The sequence below is a fragment of the Arthrobacter sp. HMWF013 genome (assembly GCF_003061105.1).
GTDB lineage: Bacteria > Actinomycetota > Actinomycetes > Actinomycetales > Micrococcaceae > Arthrobacter.
In genome coordinates this window covers 1-14585 of record NZ_QAIQ01000588.1, presented here as the reverse complement: position 1 = coordinate 14585, position 14585 = coordinate 1, and the positions used below count along the sequence as shown (strand labels likewise).

13 protein-coding genes are annotated in these 14585 nt (G+C 66.9%); 9 read left to right on the top strand and 4 right to left on the bottom strand.

Annotated features, from left to right (window positions below):
* The 6 genes from DBR22_RS19945 to hemL form a co-directional block, all read left to right on the top strand.
* Positions 1-1174 (top strand): ferrochelatase (locus tag DBR22_RS19945; protein ID WP_108600428.1); only part of this gene is annotated, 1174 nt, incomplete at its 5' end.
* Positions 1171-2151, top strand: coding sequence for a hydroxymethylbilane synthase (gene hemC, locus DBR22_RS19940; RefSeq protein ID WP_108600427.1), 981 nt, complete (start codon positions 1171-1173; stop codon positions 2149-2151). The genes DBR22_RS19945 and hemC, both read left to right, overlap by 4 nt.
* Entirely contained in the window at positions 2138-3013 is an 876-nt protein-coding gene (locus tag DBR22_RS19935; RefSeq protein WP_258229333.1) for a uroporphyrinogen-III synthase, read from the top strand. Before hemC ends, DBR22_RS19935 begins: the two co-directional genes overlap by 14 nt.
* Positions 3010-3990, top strand: coding sequence for a porphobilinogen synthase (gene hemB / locus DBR22_RS19930; RefSeq protein WP_108600426.1), 981 nt, complete (start codon positions 3010-3012; stop codon positions 3988-3990). Before DBR22_RS19935 ends, hemB begins: the two co-directional genes overlap by 4 nt.
* Before the next feature lie 54 nt (positions 3991-4044).
* Positions 4045-5151, top strand: coding sequence for an LLM class flavin-dependent oxidoreductase (locus DBR22_RS19925; RefSeq protein WP_108600425.1), 1107 nt, complete (start codon positions 4045-4047; stop codon positions 5149-5151).
* Between the two features lie 78 nt (positions 5152-5229).
* Entirely contained in the window at positions 5230-6549 is a 1320-nt protein-coding gene (gene hemL / locus DBR22_RS19920; RefSeq protein WP_108600424.1) for a glutamate-1-semialdehyde 2,1-aminomutase, read from the top strand.
* A 102-nt stretch (positions 6550-6651) separates the two neighbouring features.
* On the opposite strand, the gene DBR22_RS19915 is transcribed toward hemL, so the two are convergent.
* The 4 genes from DBR22_RS19915 to DBR22_RS19900 form a co-directional block, all read right to left on the bottom strand.
* Positions 6652-7389: an amino acid ABC transporter ATP-binding protein gene (locus DBR22_RS19915; RefSeq protein ID WP_108600423.1), complete on the bottom strand. Its 738-nt coding sequence runs from the start codon at positions 7387-7389 to the stop codon at positions 6652-6654.
* Positions 7386-8150, bottom strand: coding sequence for an amino acid ABC transporter permease (locus DBR22_RS19910; protein WP_108600422.1), 765 nt, complete (start codon positions 8148-8150; stop codon positions 7386-7388). The genes DBR22_RS19915 and DBR22_RS19910 overlap by 4 nt, the downstream gene beginning before the upstream one ends.
* A 17-nt stretch (positions 8151-8167) precedes the next feature.
* Positions 8168-9103 (bottom strand): ABC transporter substrate-binding protein, encoded by a 936-nt coding sequence (locus DBR22_RS19905; protein WP_108600421.1) that lies wholly within the window; start codon positions 9101-9103, stop codon positions 8168-8170.
* Positions 9104-9410: 307 nt separating this feature from the next.
* Positions 9411-10121, bottom strand: coding sequence for a 3'-5' exonuclease (locus tag DBR22_RS19900; RefSeq protein WP_108600420.1), 711 nt, complete (start codon positions 10119-10121; stop codon positions 9411-9413).
* 63 nt (positions 10122-10184) lie between these two features.
* Between DBR22_RS19900 and DBR22_RS19895 the strand changes: the two genes are divergently transcribed.
* The 3 genes from DBR22_RS19895 to DBR22_RS19885 form a co-directional block, all read left to right on the top strand.
* The gene (locus DBR22_RS19895; RefSeq protein ID WP_108600419.1) at positions 10185-10601 is read left to right on the top strand and encodes an MGMT family protein; all 417 of its coding nucleotides are present in this window, start codon (positions 10185-10187) and stop codon (positions 10599-10601) included.
* 89 nt (positions 10602-10690) lie between these two features.
* The gene (locus tag DBR22_RS19890; protein ID WP_108600429.1) at positions 10691-14050 is read left to right on the top strand and encodes an ATP-dependent helicase; all 3360 of its coding nucleotides are present in this window, start codon (positions 10691-10693) and stop codon (positions 14048-14050) included.
* The coding region (locus DBR22_RS19885) for a UvrD-helicase domain-containing protein (protein WP_146187592.1) at positions 14047-14585 on the top strand (539 nt) is incomplete at its 3' end. The genes DBR22_RS19890 and DBR22_RS19885, both read left to right, overlap by 4 nt.

The window sequence follows — 14585 nt, the reverse complement described above, 5'->3', positions numbered from 1 at the left end:
CGACGCCGTCCTGCTCGCCTCCTTCGGCGGCCCGGAAGGCCAGGACGACGTCCTCCCGTTCCTGCGCAACGTCACCCGGGGCCGCGGCATCCCCGACGAGCGGCTCGAAGAGGTATCACACCACTACCGCGCCAACGGCGGCATCAGCCCCATCAACGAGCAGAACCGCCAGCTCAAGGCAGCCCTCGAAGCAGAGCTCGCCGCACGCGGGATCGAACTCCCCGTGCTCTGGGGCAACCGCAACTGGGACCCCTATATCCCGCAGACCCTGCAGGAAGCGTACGACGCCGGCCACCGCCGGCTGCTGATGGTCACCACCAGTGCCTACTCCTGTTACTCCAGCTGCCGCCAGTACCGCGAGGACATCGGCGTCGCGTTGACCGAGAGCGGCCTGGACGGCCGACTCGAGGTGGACAAGGTCCGCCAGTACTTCGACCACCCGGGCTTCGTGGAGCCGTTTATCGAAGGTACGGCCGCGGGCCTGGCGGATGTGCAGCAGCAACTCGCCGCTGCCGGCACCCCGGACGCCCCGGTGCACATCCTTTTTGCCACGCACTCCATCCCCACCCGGGACGCCGAAGCAGCCGGCCGGTCCGAGGCTGAGCCGCGCGAATTCGAGGAAGGGTCCGCGTATGTTGCGCAGCACCTGGCCACCGGCGCCAAGGTCATCGAAAGGGTGGAGGCCGAATCAGGCCTGACCGCACCCTGGTCACTGGTCTACCAGTCCCGCTCCGGCGCCCCGCACGTGCCGTGGCTCGAACCGGACATCAATGACGCCATTGAAGAGCTTGCCGGCCAGGGCGTCAAGGGCATTGTCATCGTGCCGCTGGGTTTTGTCAGCGACCACATGGAAGTTGTCTGGGACCTGGACACCGAAGCGCTGGAGACCTGCCGCAACCTTGGCCTGGCCGCCAGCCGCGTTCCCACGCCGGGCACGCACCGCAAGTTCGTGAACGGTCTGGTGGACCTCATCTCGGAACGGACCCTCGCCAACAACATCAGCGACCGGCCCGCCCTGACCAAACTCGGCCCGTGGTACGACGTCTGCCGGCCGGGCTGCTGCGCGAACTTCCGCGGCGGGAAGCCCACCATTGCAGGGGCTGACACCACCGTTGGCACCGGACATGACGCGTACCCGGCGGCCGCCACGGCGCCGGAAAGCGGCGCCCTGTGACGGTACGGATCGGAACCAGGGCCAGCAAGCTTGCCCTGACCCAGACGCAGCAGACCGCGGACCAGCTCGCCGCCGTCGGGGGCTTCCCCGTTGAACTGGTCCGTATCACCACCGAAGGTGACGTCAAGACCGGTTCACTCTCGCAAATGGGCGGCACCGGAGTTTTCGTGGCAGCCCTGCGCGATGCGCTCCTGCAGGAAACCTGCGATGTTGCCGTGCACTCGCTGAAGGATCTCCCCACGGGGGCGGCATTGGGCCTCAGCATCGCTGCCACCCCCAAACGGGTGGATGTCCGTGACGTCCTGTGCGCCCGCGACGGCCTCAAGCTGGCCGACCTGCCGCACGGCGCAACCGTAGGCACCGGCTCGCCGCGCCGCGCCGCCCAGTTGCGAGCCACCCGCCCGGACCTGAACGTCCTGGACATCCGCGGAAATGTGGATACCCGCCTTGGCCGGGTGCCCGGACTGCCCGGCAACTCGCCGGACGCACCCGGCGACCTGGACGCCGTGGTGCTCGCGGCAGCAGGACTGGAACGGATCGGACGGCTCGACACGGTCAGCGAGTTCCTTGAGACCGATGTCATGCTGCCGGCCCCCGGCCAGGGGTCGCTGGCGATTGAGTGCCGCACGGCCGATGCTCCCGGCGGGGCCAATTCCACAGGCTCCCAAGGCGTCCTTGCCCAGGCCCTGGCAGCACTCAACGACGACGACACCCGGCTGGCCGTCACCGCCGAACGCGCCGTACTGGCGCGCCTCGAGGCAGGTTGCGCAGCACCGGTAGGCGCCTTCGCCTACCGCAAGGGCAGCATGCTGTACCTCGAAGCAGTGGTGTGCGCCGTGGACGGAACCAAAACAGTGCGCGAGAAGAAGGCGTCCGACGGTCTTACCGAGATCGGCGCGACGCTGCTTGGAATCGAGGTCGCCGAGCTCCTGCTCGCCGCCGGCGCCGCGGAGATCGCGGACCTTGCAGCTTCCTGACGCCCCCGCGGGGGTGCTGAACGGCCGGCGCGTCCTGATCACCCGGAGTGCCGACCGCGCCCGGCCACTCGCCTCGTTGCTCGGCAGCCTGGGGGCCGAACCGCTGGTCCTGCCGCTCATCGACTTCGAGCGGGCCGCGGACCAGCCGGGATTGGACGATGCCCTGGATGCCCTGGCGGCCGGGGCCTTCGACTGGCTGGTGGTCAGCAGCATCACCACGGTGCGCATGCTGGTGGAAAAGGCCGCCGAGCGCGGAACCACACCGGCGGCCCTGGTGCCGGCCGGAACCCGCGTGGCCACGATCGGGCCTTCCTCCCGGCAAACACTGGAAGCCGTGGGTATACCGGTGGCGCTGGCCCCGGTGGACATCCAGTCCGCCGAGGGCCTGGTGGACCTCTGGACCGCCGCTCCCGAGAGCGTGCTCCTGCCACAGGCAGACATCGCAGCCACAGCCCTGCGTGACGGCCTGGCCGCCAAAGGCGCCGCCGTCACGGCCGTCGTCGCGTACCACACCGTGGATTTCCCGGCCCGGCCCGAACTCCGCCTCGCGGCGGAGCCGGCGCCCGCCGTCGGCGGTGCCGTCCATGAGGCTCCACGGGAGCTCAGTCCGTCCCAGGCCAGGCGCGAGCTCGACGGCGGGGCGATAGACGCCGTCGTGGCCGCATCACCCAGTGCGGCCCGCCGCATCGCGGCGACCCTGCTCCCGCTGGGAAGTTGCCGTTTCATCGCCATCGGGCGTCCGACGGCGGCTGAAGCTGCCGCGCTGGGCATCCCGGTGGCCGCCACCGCCAAAGTACCCACCCCGGACGGCATTGTGGCCGCCCTGGGCTCCGTATTCGCCAACGAAGGGACCACCCGATGAGCTTTCCGAACCACCGCCCGCGCCGGCTCCGCACCAATCCGGCCATGCGCCGGCTCACCGCCGAGTACCGCCTGGCCCCGGCAGACCTGATCCTTCCGGCGTTCATCCGTGAAGGCATCAGCGAGCCCGTCCCCATCACCTCCATGCCGGGCGTGGTGCAGCACACCACCGAGTCCCTCAAGCGCGCCGCGGCCGAGGCCGTGCGGCTGGGAGTCGGCGGCATCATGCTCTTCGGTGTTCCGGCCGTGCGCGATGCCCGCGGCACCGCGTCACTGGACCCGGACGGCGTGCTCAACAAAGCCATCCGCGACGTCCGTGCCGAAGTGGGCGATGACCTGGTCATCATGGGCGACGTCTGCCTCGACGAATTCACCGACCACGGCCACTGCGGCGTCCTTGACGCCGACGGCTACGTGGACAACGACGCCACCCTGGAAATCTACGGCCAGATGGCCGTCGCCCAGGCCGACGCCGGCGCCCACGTCCTGGGCCCGTCCGGCATGATGGACGGCCAGATCGCCGTCATCCGACAGGCCCTGGAGGAATCCGGCCACAAGAACACCGTCATCCTCGCCTACGCGGCGAAGTACGCCTCCGCCTTCTACGGCCCCTTCCGTGAAGCCGTGGACTCCCAGCTCAAGGGCGACCGCCGCACGTACCAGATGGACGCCGCCAACCGCCGCGAAGCCATCCTCGAGGTGGAACTGGACCTTGAAGAAGGCGCCGACATGGTCATGGTGAAGCCGGCCATGAGCTACCTGGACATCCTGGCGGACGTCGCCGCGATGAGCCCCGTGCCCGTCTCGGCCTATCAGATTTCCGGGGAATACGCGATGATCGAGGCCGCCGCCGCCAACGGCTGGATCGACCGGCGCGGGGCCGTCATGGAGTCCGTCCTCGGCATCAAGCGGGCAGGTGCCGATACCGTGCTGACGTACTGGGCCTCCGAGCTTGCAGGCTGGCTCAAGGAATCCTGACCCCATTCCTGACAGGGCGGGAATGTTTCCGGATGGCCGGTGGTTTGTATGCGTATGCATGAAAATAGCGAGCTTCCCGTGACCAGCCCAATTATCAAAGGCAACCCCACCGCCCCCGTCCCGGCGGACACCATCCTTCTGGGCGTCAGTACGTTCGGTGACGTCGACCTCGATGCAGACGGCGCACCCAAGCACCACGCCCAGGTACTCCGCCAGGTGCTGGAGCAGGCCAAGATGGCTGACGCCGTCGGGCTTCATTCCTTCGGCGTGGGGGAGCACCACCGCAAGGACTTCGCCGTCAGCGCGCCGGAGGTGGTGCTGGCGGCCATCGCCACGGCCACGGAAAAAATCCGGCTGGGCAGCGCCGTGACCGTCCTGAGTTCGGACGATCCCGTCCGCGTTTTCCAGCGGTTCGCCACCCTGGACGCTCTCTCCAACGGCCGCGCTGAAGTGATCCTGGGCAGGGGCTCCTTCACGGAATCCTTCCCCCTGTTCGGCTATGACCTTGGCGACTACGACGTCCTGTTCGAGGAGAAGCTGGACATCTATGACCGCGTGCGGACCCAGAACCCGGTGAACTGGGATGGCCGGACCCGGGCCAGCCTCCGCGGACAGATGGTCTACCCGCACGTTGAAGGGCGCCTGCTTCCCACCTGGATCGGCGTGGGCGGCTCACCGCAGTCCGTGGTCCGGACCGCGTCCTACGGTTACCCGATGGTCCTGGCGATCATCGGCGGGGAGCCGGAACGGTTCCGCCCCTATGCCGACCTGTACCGGCGCACCCTGGCCGAGGCCGGCAAGGAACCGCAGGCACTGTCCGTCCACTCACCGGGCTATGTGGCCGAGACTGACGAACAGGCCCTTGAGGAGTACTACCCGCATTGGCTGGCCACGAGGAACAAAATCGGTGCGGAGCGCGGCTGGGGTCCGGCCGGGCGGGGCGAGTTCGAGGCCGCGGCCGACGAGGACGGCGCACTGTTCATCGGTTCCCCCGAAACAGTGGCCGCCAAGGTGGTCAGGCTGAAGGAAACCCTTGGCGCGGACCGCTTCGAGATGAAGTACAGCAGCGGCACCCTGCCCCACGCCCGGATGATGCGCTCCATCGAACTGTTCGGTTCCAAGGTTGCGCCTCTCGTCGCAGACAAGCTCGCGGACCGCTGACGCTATCGGTCAGGGTGGCCGCCGTAGCCCGCGTGGCGTGGGCTCCGGCGGCACCTTGGGGGATGGGAGAATAGGGGTATGACTCGTTCCGATGCCCTCTTCGCCCGTGCCCAAACCCTGATGCCCGGTGGCGTCAACTCGCCCGTCCGGGCTTTCGGCTCTGTGGGCGGCACCCCGCGCTTTATGGTGTCGGCCAAAGGACCGTACCTGACGGACGCCGACGGGAACGAGTACGTGGACCTGGTCTGCTCGTGGGGCCCGGCACTCCTGGGCCACGCGCACCCGGCAGTCCTGGAAGCCGTCCACGCCGCCGTTGACCGGGGCCTGTCCTTCGGTGCATCCACCCCGGACGAGGCCAACCTGGCCGCCATCGTGCAGGAGCGCGTGCCGGCCGCCGAGCGCGTGCGGATGGTGTCCACCGGCACAGAGGCCACCATGACGGCTGTCCGGCTGGCACGTGGTTTCACCGGCCGCAACCTCATCATCAAGTTCGCCGGCTGCTACCACGGCCACCTGGACGGGCTGCTTGCCGCCGCCGGATCCGGTGTCGCCACCCTGGCACTGCCCGGCTCGGCCGGCGTCACCGAAGCCACAGCTGCCGAAACACTGGTGCTGCCCTACAACGACCTCGCCGCCGTCGAGGCTGCATTTGCTGCTCATGGACCCAACATCGCGGCCGTCATCACCGAAGCGGCCCCCGCCAACATGGGCGTGGTGACGCCCGGGGAGGGCTTCAACCTGGGGCTGTCCCGCATCACCCGTGAGCACGGCGCCCTGCTGATCCTGGATGAAGTCCTGACCGGGTTCCGCACCGGCTACTCCGGATACTGGGGCCTGACCGGCGGCGCACCGGACGCGGCCGAGCCGTGGACGCCGGACCTGCTCACCTTCGGGAAGGTCATCGGCGGCGGCATGCCGACGGCGGCCCTCGCCGGGCGTGCCGACGTCATGGACTACCTGGCGCCCCTGGGCCCCGTCTACCAGGCCGGGACACTGTCCGGTAACCCCGTGGCCATGGCCGCCGGCGTCGCCACCCTGACCCACGCCACGCGCGATGTTTACTCGTTTGTGGACGTCCGCTCGCTGGAGCTCTCCTCGGCAGTGTCCGCCGCCCTGGATGAGGCCGGCGTGGACCACTCCATCCAGTTCGCCGGGAACCTGTTCTCGGTGGCCTTCGGAACGTCAGCCAACGGTGTCCACAACTATGCTGACGCCCAGGCCCAGGAGACCTTCCGGTATGCGCCGTTCTTCCACTCGATGCTGGACTCCGGCGTTTATCTGCCGCCGTCCGTCTTCGAAGCGTGGTTCCTCTCCGCTGCCCATGACGACGCTGCCATGAACCGGATCTTCGACGCCTTGCCGGCCGCCGCGAAAGCTGCAGCAGCCGCGCAGGGCTAGCGCCGCCGTCGGACGCTTAAACCGGAAATCCCCGCCGCCCGGACAATTCCCCTGCCTCTTGCGAGGGGGAGCAGTCCGGGAAGCGGGGATTTTCTGTTGGTGCTAGAGGACGTCGGAGAGGAAGCCCTTCAGCCGGTCCGTTTCAGGGGCGCTGAAGATCTTTTCGGGCGGACCCGATTCCACCACGACGCCGGCATCCATGAACGTCACGGTGTCAGAGACGTTGCGCGAGAAGCCCATCTCGTGGGTCACCACCACCATGGTCATACCGCCCTTGGCCAGGTCAGCCATCAGTGCCAGGACGCCCTTGACCAGCTCGGGGTCCAGCGCCGACGTGGCTTCGTCGAAGAACATCACCTCGGGCTTCATAGCCAGGGCGCGGGCAATAGCGACGCGCTGCTGCTGGCCGCCCGAGAGGTTGGCGGGACGCGCGTCAGCCTTGTGCTTCAAACCCACCAGGTCCAGCTGCTCAAGGGCTTCGGCGCGGGCCTGGTCATTGGGCAGTTTCCGGAGCTTGCGCAGGGCCAGCGAGACGTTATCCAACACGGTCTTGTGCGGGAACAGGTTGAATTGCTGGAACACCATGCCGATCCGCTGGCGCAGCTCGTCCGGGTTGTCCTTCAGGACGGACCGGCCATCCAGCAGGATATCGCCCTGGTCCGGTTCGATCAGCCGGTTCATCACCCTCAGCAACGTTGACTTACCGGAGCCGGAAGGGCCGATGACCGAAGCGGTGGTGCCCTTCTCAACGTGGAGGTCAATGCCGCGCAGTACGTGGTTGTGGCCGAACGAAAGGTGCAGGTTCTTGCCGGTCAGGGTACCGGAGGTGAATTCCGTCATGCCTGAGCCCCCTTGCCGATAGGTGCAGCCAACTCGTCCGGTTCCTTCTTCTCCGGCCGGCCAGTCCGCAGCCGGTTGTCGATGAAGTTCACGAAGTGGGTCAGCGGAACGGTCAGGATCAGATACAACAGGCCTGCGGCAACCAGGGGCGAAAGATTCCCTGTGTTGGCCATGGCATCGTTTCCGATCCGGAAGATCTCCCGGTCCGAAGAAGCCAGCCCCAGCATAAAGACGAGTGAGGAATCCTTCAGCAACGAGATGAACTGGTTCACCAGGGCGGGGAGAACCCGGCGGATGCCCTGCGGCACCACCACCAGGCGCATGGAGTTGCCATAGCTGAAGCCCAAGGCCCGGGAGGCCTCCAGTTGGCCCTTCTCCACGCTCTGGATACCGGAGCGGAAGATCTCACCGATGTAGGCACCGGCAATCAGGGTCAGCGCCAGGATGCCCAGCGGATAGGGGTTGCGGCTGCCGGTGAGTTCCCTGGCGATGGGGCTCAGCCCGATGCCGATCACCAGGATCACCAGAATGGCCGGAAGGCCCCGGAACAGGTCGGTGTAGATCCTCGCGGCCCAGCGGGCCGCCGGATTCCGGGATATACCCATCAGCGCCAGTGCCAGCCCCAGGAGGGAACCGAGGATGCCCGATGCCACGGCCAGGATCAGGGTGTTCGGCAGGCCCACCATGAGGAGGGAGGGAATGACTTTCGCCATTTCCTCCCAGTTGAGGAACGTATCACCTAGCTGCTCCAGGAGATCCATACGCGGTGAGGCCCGGGTCAGCTCTGGGGAACCGTGGCAGCCTTGCTGCCCGGCTTCCAGTCGGCGGGGGTCTCGCGGTCCGGGTACCATTCCTTGGTCAGCTTGGACCAGGTGCCGTCAGCAATCACGGCATCCAGGCCGGAGTTCAGGGCGTCGATAAGGGCCTTGTTGTCCTTGTTCACTGCGTAGGCCGTGAAGTTCTGGGTGTTCACCACGGATTCGGCGATGACAGTGCCGTCGCCGTCCTTGACCTGGCCGCTGGCCTGCTGCGAGGGTGCTACCCAGGCATCGATCTGGCCGTTGCGGACGTTCGCGTAAACGGTGGCGTAGTCCGGGAAGCGGACCGGCTCAAGCTTCAGCGTGTTGGTGACGTAGTCGTCCTGGACGGTGCCCTGAACCACACCGATGCGGACGTTGGCGTCGAGGTCGGCGAAGCCCTTGACGTCGCTGTCCGTCTTGGCAACAACGGCCATAAAGCCGAAGTCATAGCCGTTGGTGAAGCCCACGTTGGCACGGCGGGCATCAGTGGTGGAGATCGAGGAGGATCCGACGTCGAACTGTTTGGTCTGTACCTGGGACAGCAGGGCGGAGAAATCCGTGGCAACGAACTCGACCTCAAGGCCAAGCTTGCCGGCGATGGCGCGCAGCAGTTCGTTGTCGTAGCCGGTGAACTTGCCCGACGGGTCAATGAAGATGTTCGGCGGTGCGTCTGAGAGCGTGCCCACCTCGAGCTTGCCGTCCGTGTTCAGGCCAAGCTTGGTCTTGTCGATCTGGTCGAGCGGGGTGACGTCGGCGGTGGTGTACTTGTCCAGCGTCTGCTGGTCGCTGCCTGCGAGGGCGTCGGTGGGTGTGCCGGTGGGCTGTGCAGTCCCTGAGCCGCAGGCGGCCAGTGAGAGCGCCAGGGCAACCGCGACGGGCACGCTGGCCAGCCACTTCATGGCTTTAGTCTTCATGTGAAAGTCACTTTCATCTAAGTCTTAAGTTCAACCGGGCCGAAAAGGCTTCGCGTGTGGCGTAGGGAGCCTTGCTCCCACAATGCAGGCCGGCCGGGCGGGATTACCGCTGAACTTAATCATCTCATTTCCCGGTTTTTGTCATTTCACACGAAGTAATGGTCGCTGTGACGAACGAATTCCGAATATTGAGCACTATTGAACAGATACTGAACACCAAATGAGTCGACATTTAACAGGGAGCCGAATCTGAAGGAGTTAGTCGTGCCGCTCTCACTTTGTGGCCTAAGGGTGAGTTAGCTCTCAGCTAGAAGTCCCCGCGCCCGCCGTCTTCCGGCGGCAGGACCGGCCATTCGCCCTCGATCACGGCTGCAGGCTTGGTCTTTCGGAGGTAATTCTGGAAGTCCGCGGCCTGGCTGACGGCCCAGTCCTTCTGCAGTTCGTGAAGCTGGCTGGCAGGCATCTTGAGTTTGGGGAATTTGATGGCCATGGCATCAAGCATCCGGAGCGTGGCCAGGGCATCCGCCGCAGACGTGTGGGCGTTGTCCAGGGAGATGCCGTATTCCTCGCACAGTGCCGTCAGGGTGCGCTTGCCCTTCCGGTATCTGTCCACCTGCTTGTTCATGATGTAAGGATCCAGAACCGGGAACCGGGTCAGCTGCCGGACACCGTGGCGGGCGGACTCCGCGGCGAGGACCGTGAAGTCGTAGCTGGCATTGAAGGCGATAACCGGAATACCGGCGTCGAACAGTTCCTGCAGGACGGTGGCGAGCTCGCCCGTGACCTCGCCGGCAGGCCGGCCCTCACGCCTGGCCTGCTCGGTGGTGACTCCGTGGACGTCACTGGCTTCGGCCGGGATTTCGACACCCGGGTCAGCGAGCCACTCGTGTTCCTTGATGACCTCGCCCTTATGGTCCACCACCGTCACCGAGGCCGTGACAATCCGCGCAGCACGCGAATTCCGGCCGGTGGTTTCGAGGTCGAACGCTGCACGGGGGAGGGTGTTCCAGGTGGTCATGCTTCCACGCTACCGGCGGGCACCGACAGGATCGGGGAACGCCACTGCGGCTAATCTGGATCCATGCGGATTGAGTACGTCGAGGCGGTGCTGGCGGTTGTGGAGCTGGTTCCCTCGGGAACCGCAGTGGCCTACGGGGACGTGGCCGAGCTCCTGGGGTCCGGCGGCCCCCGCCAGATCGGGCGTGTGATGAGTCACTACGGCAGCGACGTTCCCTGGTGGCGGATTCTCAAATCCAACGGCCAAGCCCCCGAGGGTCACGAGGCCAGGGCTCTCCGGCACTATCTGGCGGAGGGGACGCCTCTCCTGGGTGATCACGTGGGCTACCTCAATATCGGGGAGGGCCGGTGGCGGGTGGACCTGACGGCGGCCCGCTGGGCACCGGGCGAGGACGATTTTGACCGGATTGATGCCATTGCGGAGCAACTGGAGCGGCGGCTTCACAGATTGTCAGTAGCTGATGATGGAATGTCTGTGTGACCGCAACTATCCCCGATGTCGAACCCCTTGACAGCTCCCACGGCGACTCTGAGCCGAACTTCGGCGCCGGCCGTCCCGGCGGGACCGGCCTGCGCCTGCTTCCGCCCCGGCAGGTCCACGCCGCTGTTCCGGTGTTGTCGGCGGACCAGGCGGCCGCTGTCGAGGTTCCGCACGGTTCGGGTCCGGTGCTGGTTCCCGGCGCGCCGGGAACCGGCAAATCCACGGTGCTGATCGAAGCTGCAGTCCGCCGCGCCCTGAAGGACGGAGTGGATCCGGAACGCATCCTGATCCTCGCTCCGGGACGCCTCGCCGCCGACTCGCTGCGCGACCGGTTCACTGCCCGGCTGGACAGAAGCCTGAGCACCACACCGGCCCGGACATGGGCCTCGTACGCGTTTGACCTGATCCGCCGGGCCAAGGCAGAAGGGATCCTTCCGCTTCCGCGGCAGCCGCGCCTTCTTTCCGGCCCGGAGCAGGACCTCATCATCAGGGAACTCCTGGAAGGCCACCGCATGCCGGGCCTGGAACTTCCCTGGCCCGCCGATCTGGAAGCGGCACTGGAAACCCGCGGCTTCCGCCACGAGGTGCGGCAACTGTTCGACCGCATCATCGAATCGGGCCGGACCGCAGAGGATCTGGCGGAGCTGGGCCGTGCCTGCGGACGGCCGGACTGGCTTGCTGCTGCGGCACTGTACGCCGAGTACCGGGACGTGTTGGACCTGCGGATGCCCGAGGCTTTCGACCCCGCCGGGATCATCACCACAGCACGGCAGATCTTCCAGGATGCCCCTGAATTCCTGGCGGCGGAGCGCGATCGCCTCCAGTTGGTACTCGTGGACGACATCCAGGAAGCCAACCCGGCCGTTTTTGAGCTCCTTGCTGATGTAGCCGCGGGCAAGGACTGCTACGTGGCCTTCTCTCCGGACACCGTGGTGCAGGGCTTCCGCGGGGCCAGGCCGGATCTCGTCGCGGACCTGCCGCAGCTCCTTTCCGCTGAAAGCAGCGTCCTCGAACGGCCGCTCTGGCACACCCACCGGCACGCACCCGCCATCGCCGAGGCATGGCTCGGCGTCGCAGGACGGATCTCACAGCGCGCCGGAGGCCGGCTGGCCCGGCGGCTCGAGCAGCCCCAACATCAGGCCCCTGCACCGCACGGGTCCGTCGCCGCCGTCGAACCCCGCACTGGGGCTGCGGGGACTGTGGAAGCCCACCTGGTCCCTTCGCCGGTCCACGAACTGCGCTACGTTGCCCAGCGCATCCTGGACCAGCACGTTAACCACGGCCGCGATCTCGGGGAGATCGCCGTGATCGTGCGCAACGGCGGGCAGCTCAGTGAGCTGCAGCGTTACCTGACAGGCCAGGGAATTCCGGTGCGGGTCCCGGTGGCTGAGTCCGCTGTCCGCGACGAAGTGGCCGTCCGCCCGCTGCTGGATGCCTATGCCATTGCGCTGGATCCCGCGCAACTGACGCCCGAGAGCGCCGTCGCGCTCCTCACGTCCCGGATCGGCGGCGCCACATCCATTGAACTTCGCAGGCTCCGGCAGTCCCTCCGGCAGGAAGAGCTGCTGGGCGGCGGAGGGCGCACCAGCGATGCATTGCTGGTGGAGGCTCTTTTGGAGCCGGGGGCATTGGGGACGCTGGGCATGGAGGGCCGCGCCGCCCGTCGTACCGCCCGCATGATCCAGGCCGGACGGGCAGCGGTGGCCGAGCCAGGCGCTAATGCCGAGTCGGTGCTCTGGGCGCTCTGGCACTCCACCGGACTGGCCACGGCGTGGACGGAATCTGCGTTGTCCGGGGGATCCCACGGCGCGCGGGCGGACCGGGACCTCGATGCCATGATGGCGCTCTTCCACACCGCCGAACGGTACGTGGACCAGATGCCCGGCGCGGGCCCTGAGCAGTTCCTCGAATACCTCCTGAACCAGGAGCTGCCCATGGACACACTGGCTGCACGGGCCCAGGTGGATGACGCGGTTGAGCTGATGACGCCTGCCAGCGCTGCCGGACGGCAGTGGCCCGTAGTCATCGTCGCCGGGCTGCAGGAAGGCGTCTGGCCCAACACACGGCTCCGTGGTGAGCTTCTGGGCAGCAGCCTGTACGCCGACGCAGTTGAGCATGGCGTCAGCTACGCGCTGCAGCTCGACCCCCTGAGCCGGCTGCGCGAAATCCGCTACGACGAACTCCGGAGCTTTTCCACGGCGGTTTCCAGGGCCTGCGAGATCCTGATTTGCACGGCCGTCTCGTCAGAGGATGACCAGCCGTCATCATTCCTGGACTACGTCGCGCCACTTGAACCTGGAGTCGAGGGCAGGGGTTTCACGGCCGTGGAACGGCCCATGAGCCTCCGTGCGCTGGTGGCAGAACTTCGCCAGTACGCCCAACTGGACGGAAAATACGAGCCCGAAGCCACCGAGGCAGCCAGGATCCTCGCGCGGCTCGCGTGCGCCGAACCTCCCGTCCCCGGCGCGCACCCGGGCAGCTGGTGGGGCCTCTCCCCACTGTCTTCGTCAGATCCGGTTGTTCCCCCCGGAGGGACCGTCTACGTCTCACCCTCGAAAGTGGAATCAGTCCAGAAGTCCCCGCTTGACTGGTTCGTCCAAGCCGCCGGGGGAGAGGCCGCCACCGATTTCGCCCGCAGCCTGGGCACGCTTGTCCACGCCATCGCGCAGGATATGCCGGATGCCTCCGGAGGCGAGTACGTGGCAGAACTTGTGCGCCGGTGGCCCACGTTGGGCATGAAGGACAACTGGGAGGGCAAACTGGACTTCCAGCGCGCCGAAACCATGGTGCGCAAGCTCGCCCAGTACGTCCTGGTCATGCGCAGCGAAGGCCGAAGCCTGCTGGGGGTGGAACAGGATTTTGAGGTCCGGCTCCCCGACGTAGCTGTGGGCCGGCCCGTGGGCGCACAGGGCGCCGGGACTGATGCGCCGAACACTGCCGACGGCGGCCAGGAACCTGGCAGTGAGGGCGCCGCAGCCGTTCCACGTGCCGCCGTCCTCCGAGGCCAGGTTGACAGGCTCGAGATCGATGCCGAGGGAAGGCTGGTCATTGTGGACCTCAAGACGGGCAAGCGCCAGCCAGGGAAAACGGAGCTGTCGAAACATCCGCAGCTTGGGGCTTATCAGGCTGCAGTCCTTGCCGGCGGTTTCACGGACGGGCTGCCCTCCGGGGGCTCCTCGGCCGGGGCCGCACCGGGAGGTGCCGTGCCGGGCGGGGCGGTGCTGGCACAGCTGGGGACCGCCACCAAGACTCCCGGAATCCAACAACAGCAACCCCTCGATCCGCAGGAGAACTGGGCATTGGACATGGTTACCGGGGCAGCCGCGGTGATGGCTGGCAACAGTTTCGAGGCACGGCACGATCCAACAAAGAGCGGTCACGGCGGCCACGGCTGCAGGCTGCCGGAGGTTTGTCCCCTGTGCGTCCGCGGAAAGCAGGTCACAGAATGAGTCCGCACTCCCACCTTGCCGAGGCCCCCGCCACCGGGGTGCCCGCAGCTGGCGCCCGGGCTGTCGGTGCCCCGGCTGTCGGTGCCCCGGAACCCGGAATTACCTCGCCGGGGCGCCAAACCCCCGAGCCCCTGTTCAGCCCCGAGGAGCTCTCCAGGTTGCTCGGGGAAAAGAACACGCCCACTCCCGAACAGTCCGCCATCATCTCCTCGCCGCTGGCCCCGCGGCTGGTCATCGCGGGAGCCGGATCCGGCAAAACCGCCACCATGGCCGACCGCGTCGTGTGGCTCGTCGCCAACGGCTGGGTGCGGCCTGAGGAAGTCCTGGGTGTCACCTTTACCAGGAAGGCAGCCGGTGAGCTGGCCACACGCATACGGTCCAAACTGGCCTCACTGCAGCGAATTGCCGCCCAGGACACCCGGCATGCCGTCTTCCCCGAGGGGCTCCTCAGCACAGACGCTCTCGAACCCAAAGTGTCCACGTACCACTCGTTTGCCAGCGGCATCGTGTCGGACTACGGGCTGCGGCTGGGTGT

Excerpts from the sequence above, each read along its gene's own strand:
- DBR22_RS19915 (WP_108600423.1), bottom strand. The coding sequence starts at position 7,389 with ATGACGGAATTCACCTCCGGTACCCTGACCGGCAAGAACCTGCACCTT.
- hemL (WP_108600424.1), top strand. The coding sequence starts at position 5,230 with ATGACTCGTTCCGATGCCCTCTTCGCCCGTGCCCAAACCCTGATGCCC.
- DBR22_RS19905 (WP_108600421.1), bottom strand. The coding sequence starts at position 9,103 with ATGAAGACTAAAGCCATGAAGTGGCTGGCCAGCGTGCCCGTCGCGGTT.
- DBR22_RS19910 (WP_108600422.1), bottom strand. The coding sequence starts at position 8,150 with ATGGATCTCCTGGAGCAGCTAGGTGATACGTTCCTCAACTGGGAGGAA.
- DBR22_RS19925 (WP_108600425.1), top strand. The coding sequence starts at position 4,045 with ATGCATGAAAATAGCGAGCTTCCCGTGACCAGCCCAATTATCAAAGGC.
- hemB (WP_108600426.1), top strand. The coding sequence starts at position 3,010 with ATGAGCTTTCCGAACCACCGCCCGCGCCGGCTCCGCACCAATCCGGCC.
- DBR22_RS19900 (WP_108600420.1), bottom strand. The coding sequence starts at position 10,121 with ATGACCACCTGGAACACCCTCCCCCGTGCAGCGTTCGACCTCGAAACC.
- DBR22_RS19895 (WP_108600419.1), top strand. The coding sequence starts at position 10,185 with ATGCGGATTGAGTACGTCGAGGCGGTGCTGGCGGTTGTGGAGCTGGTT.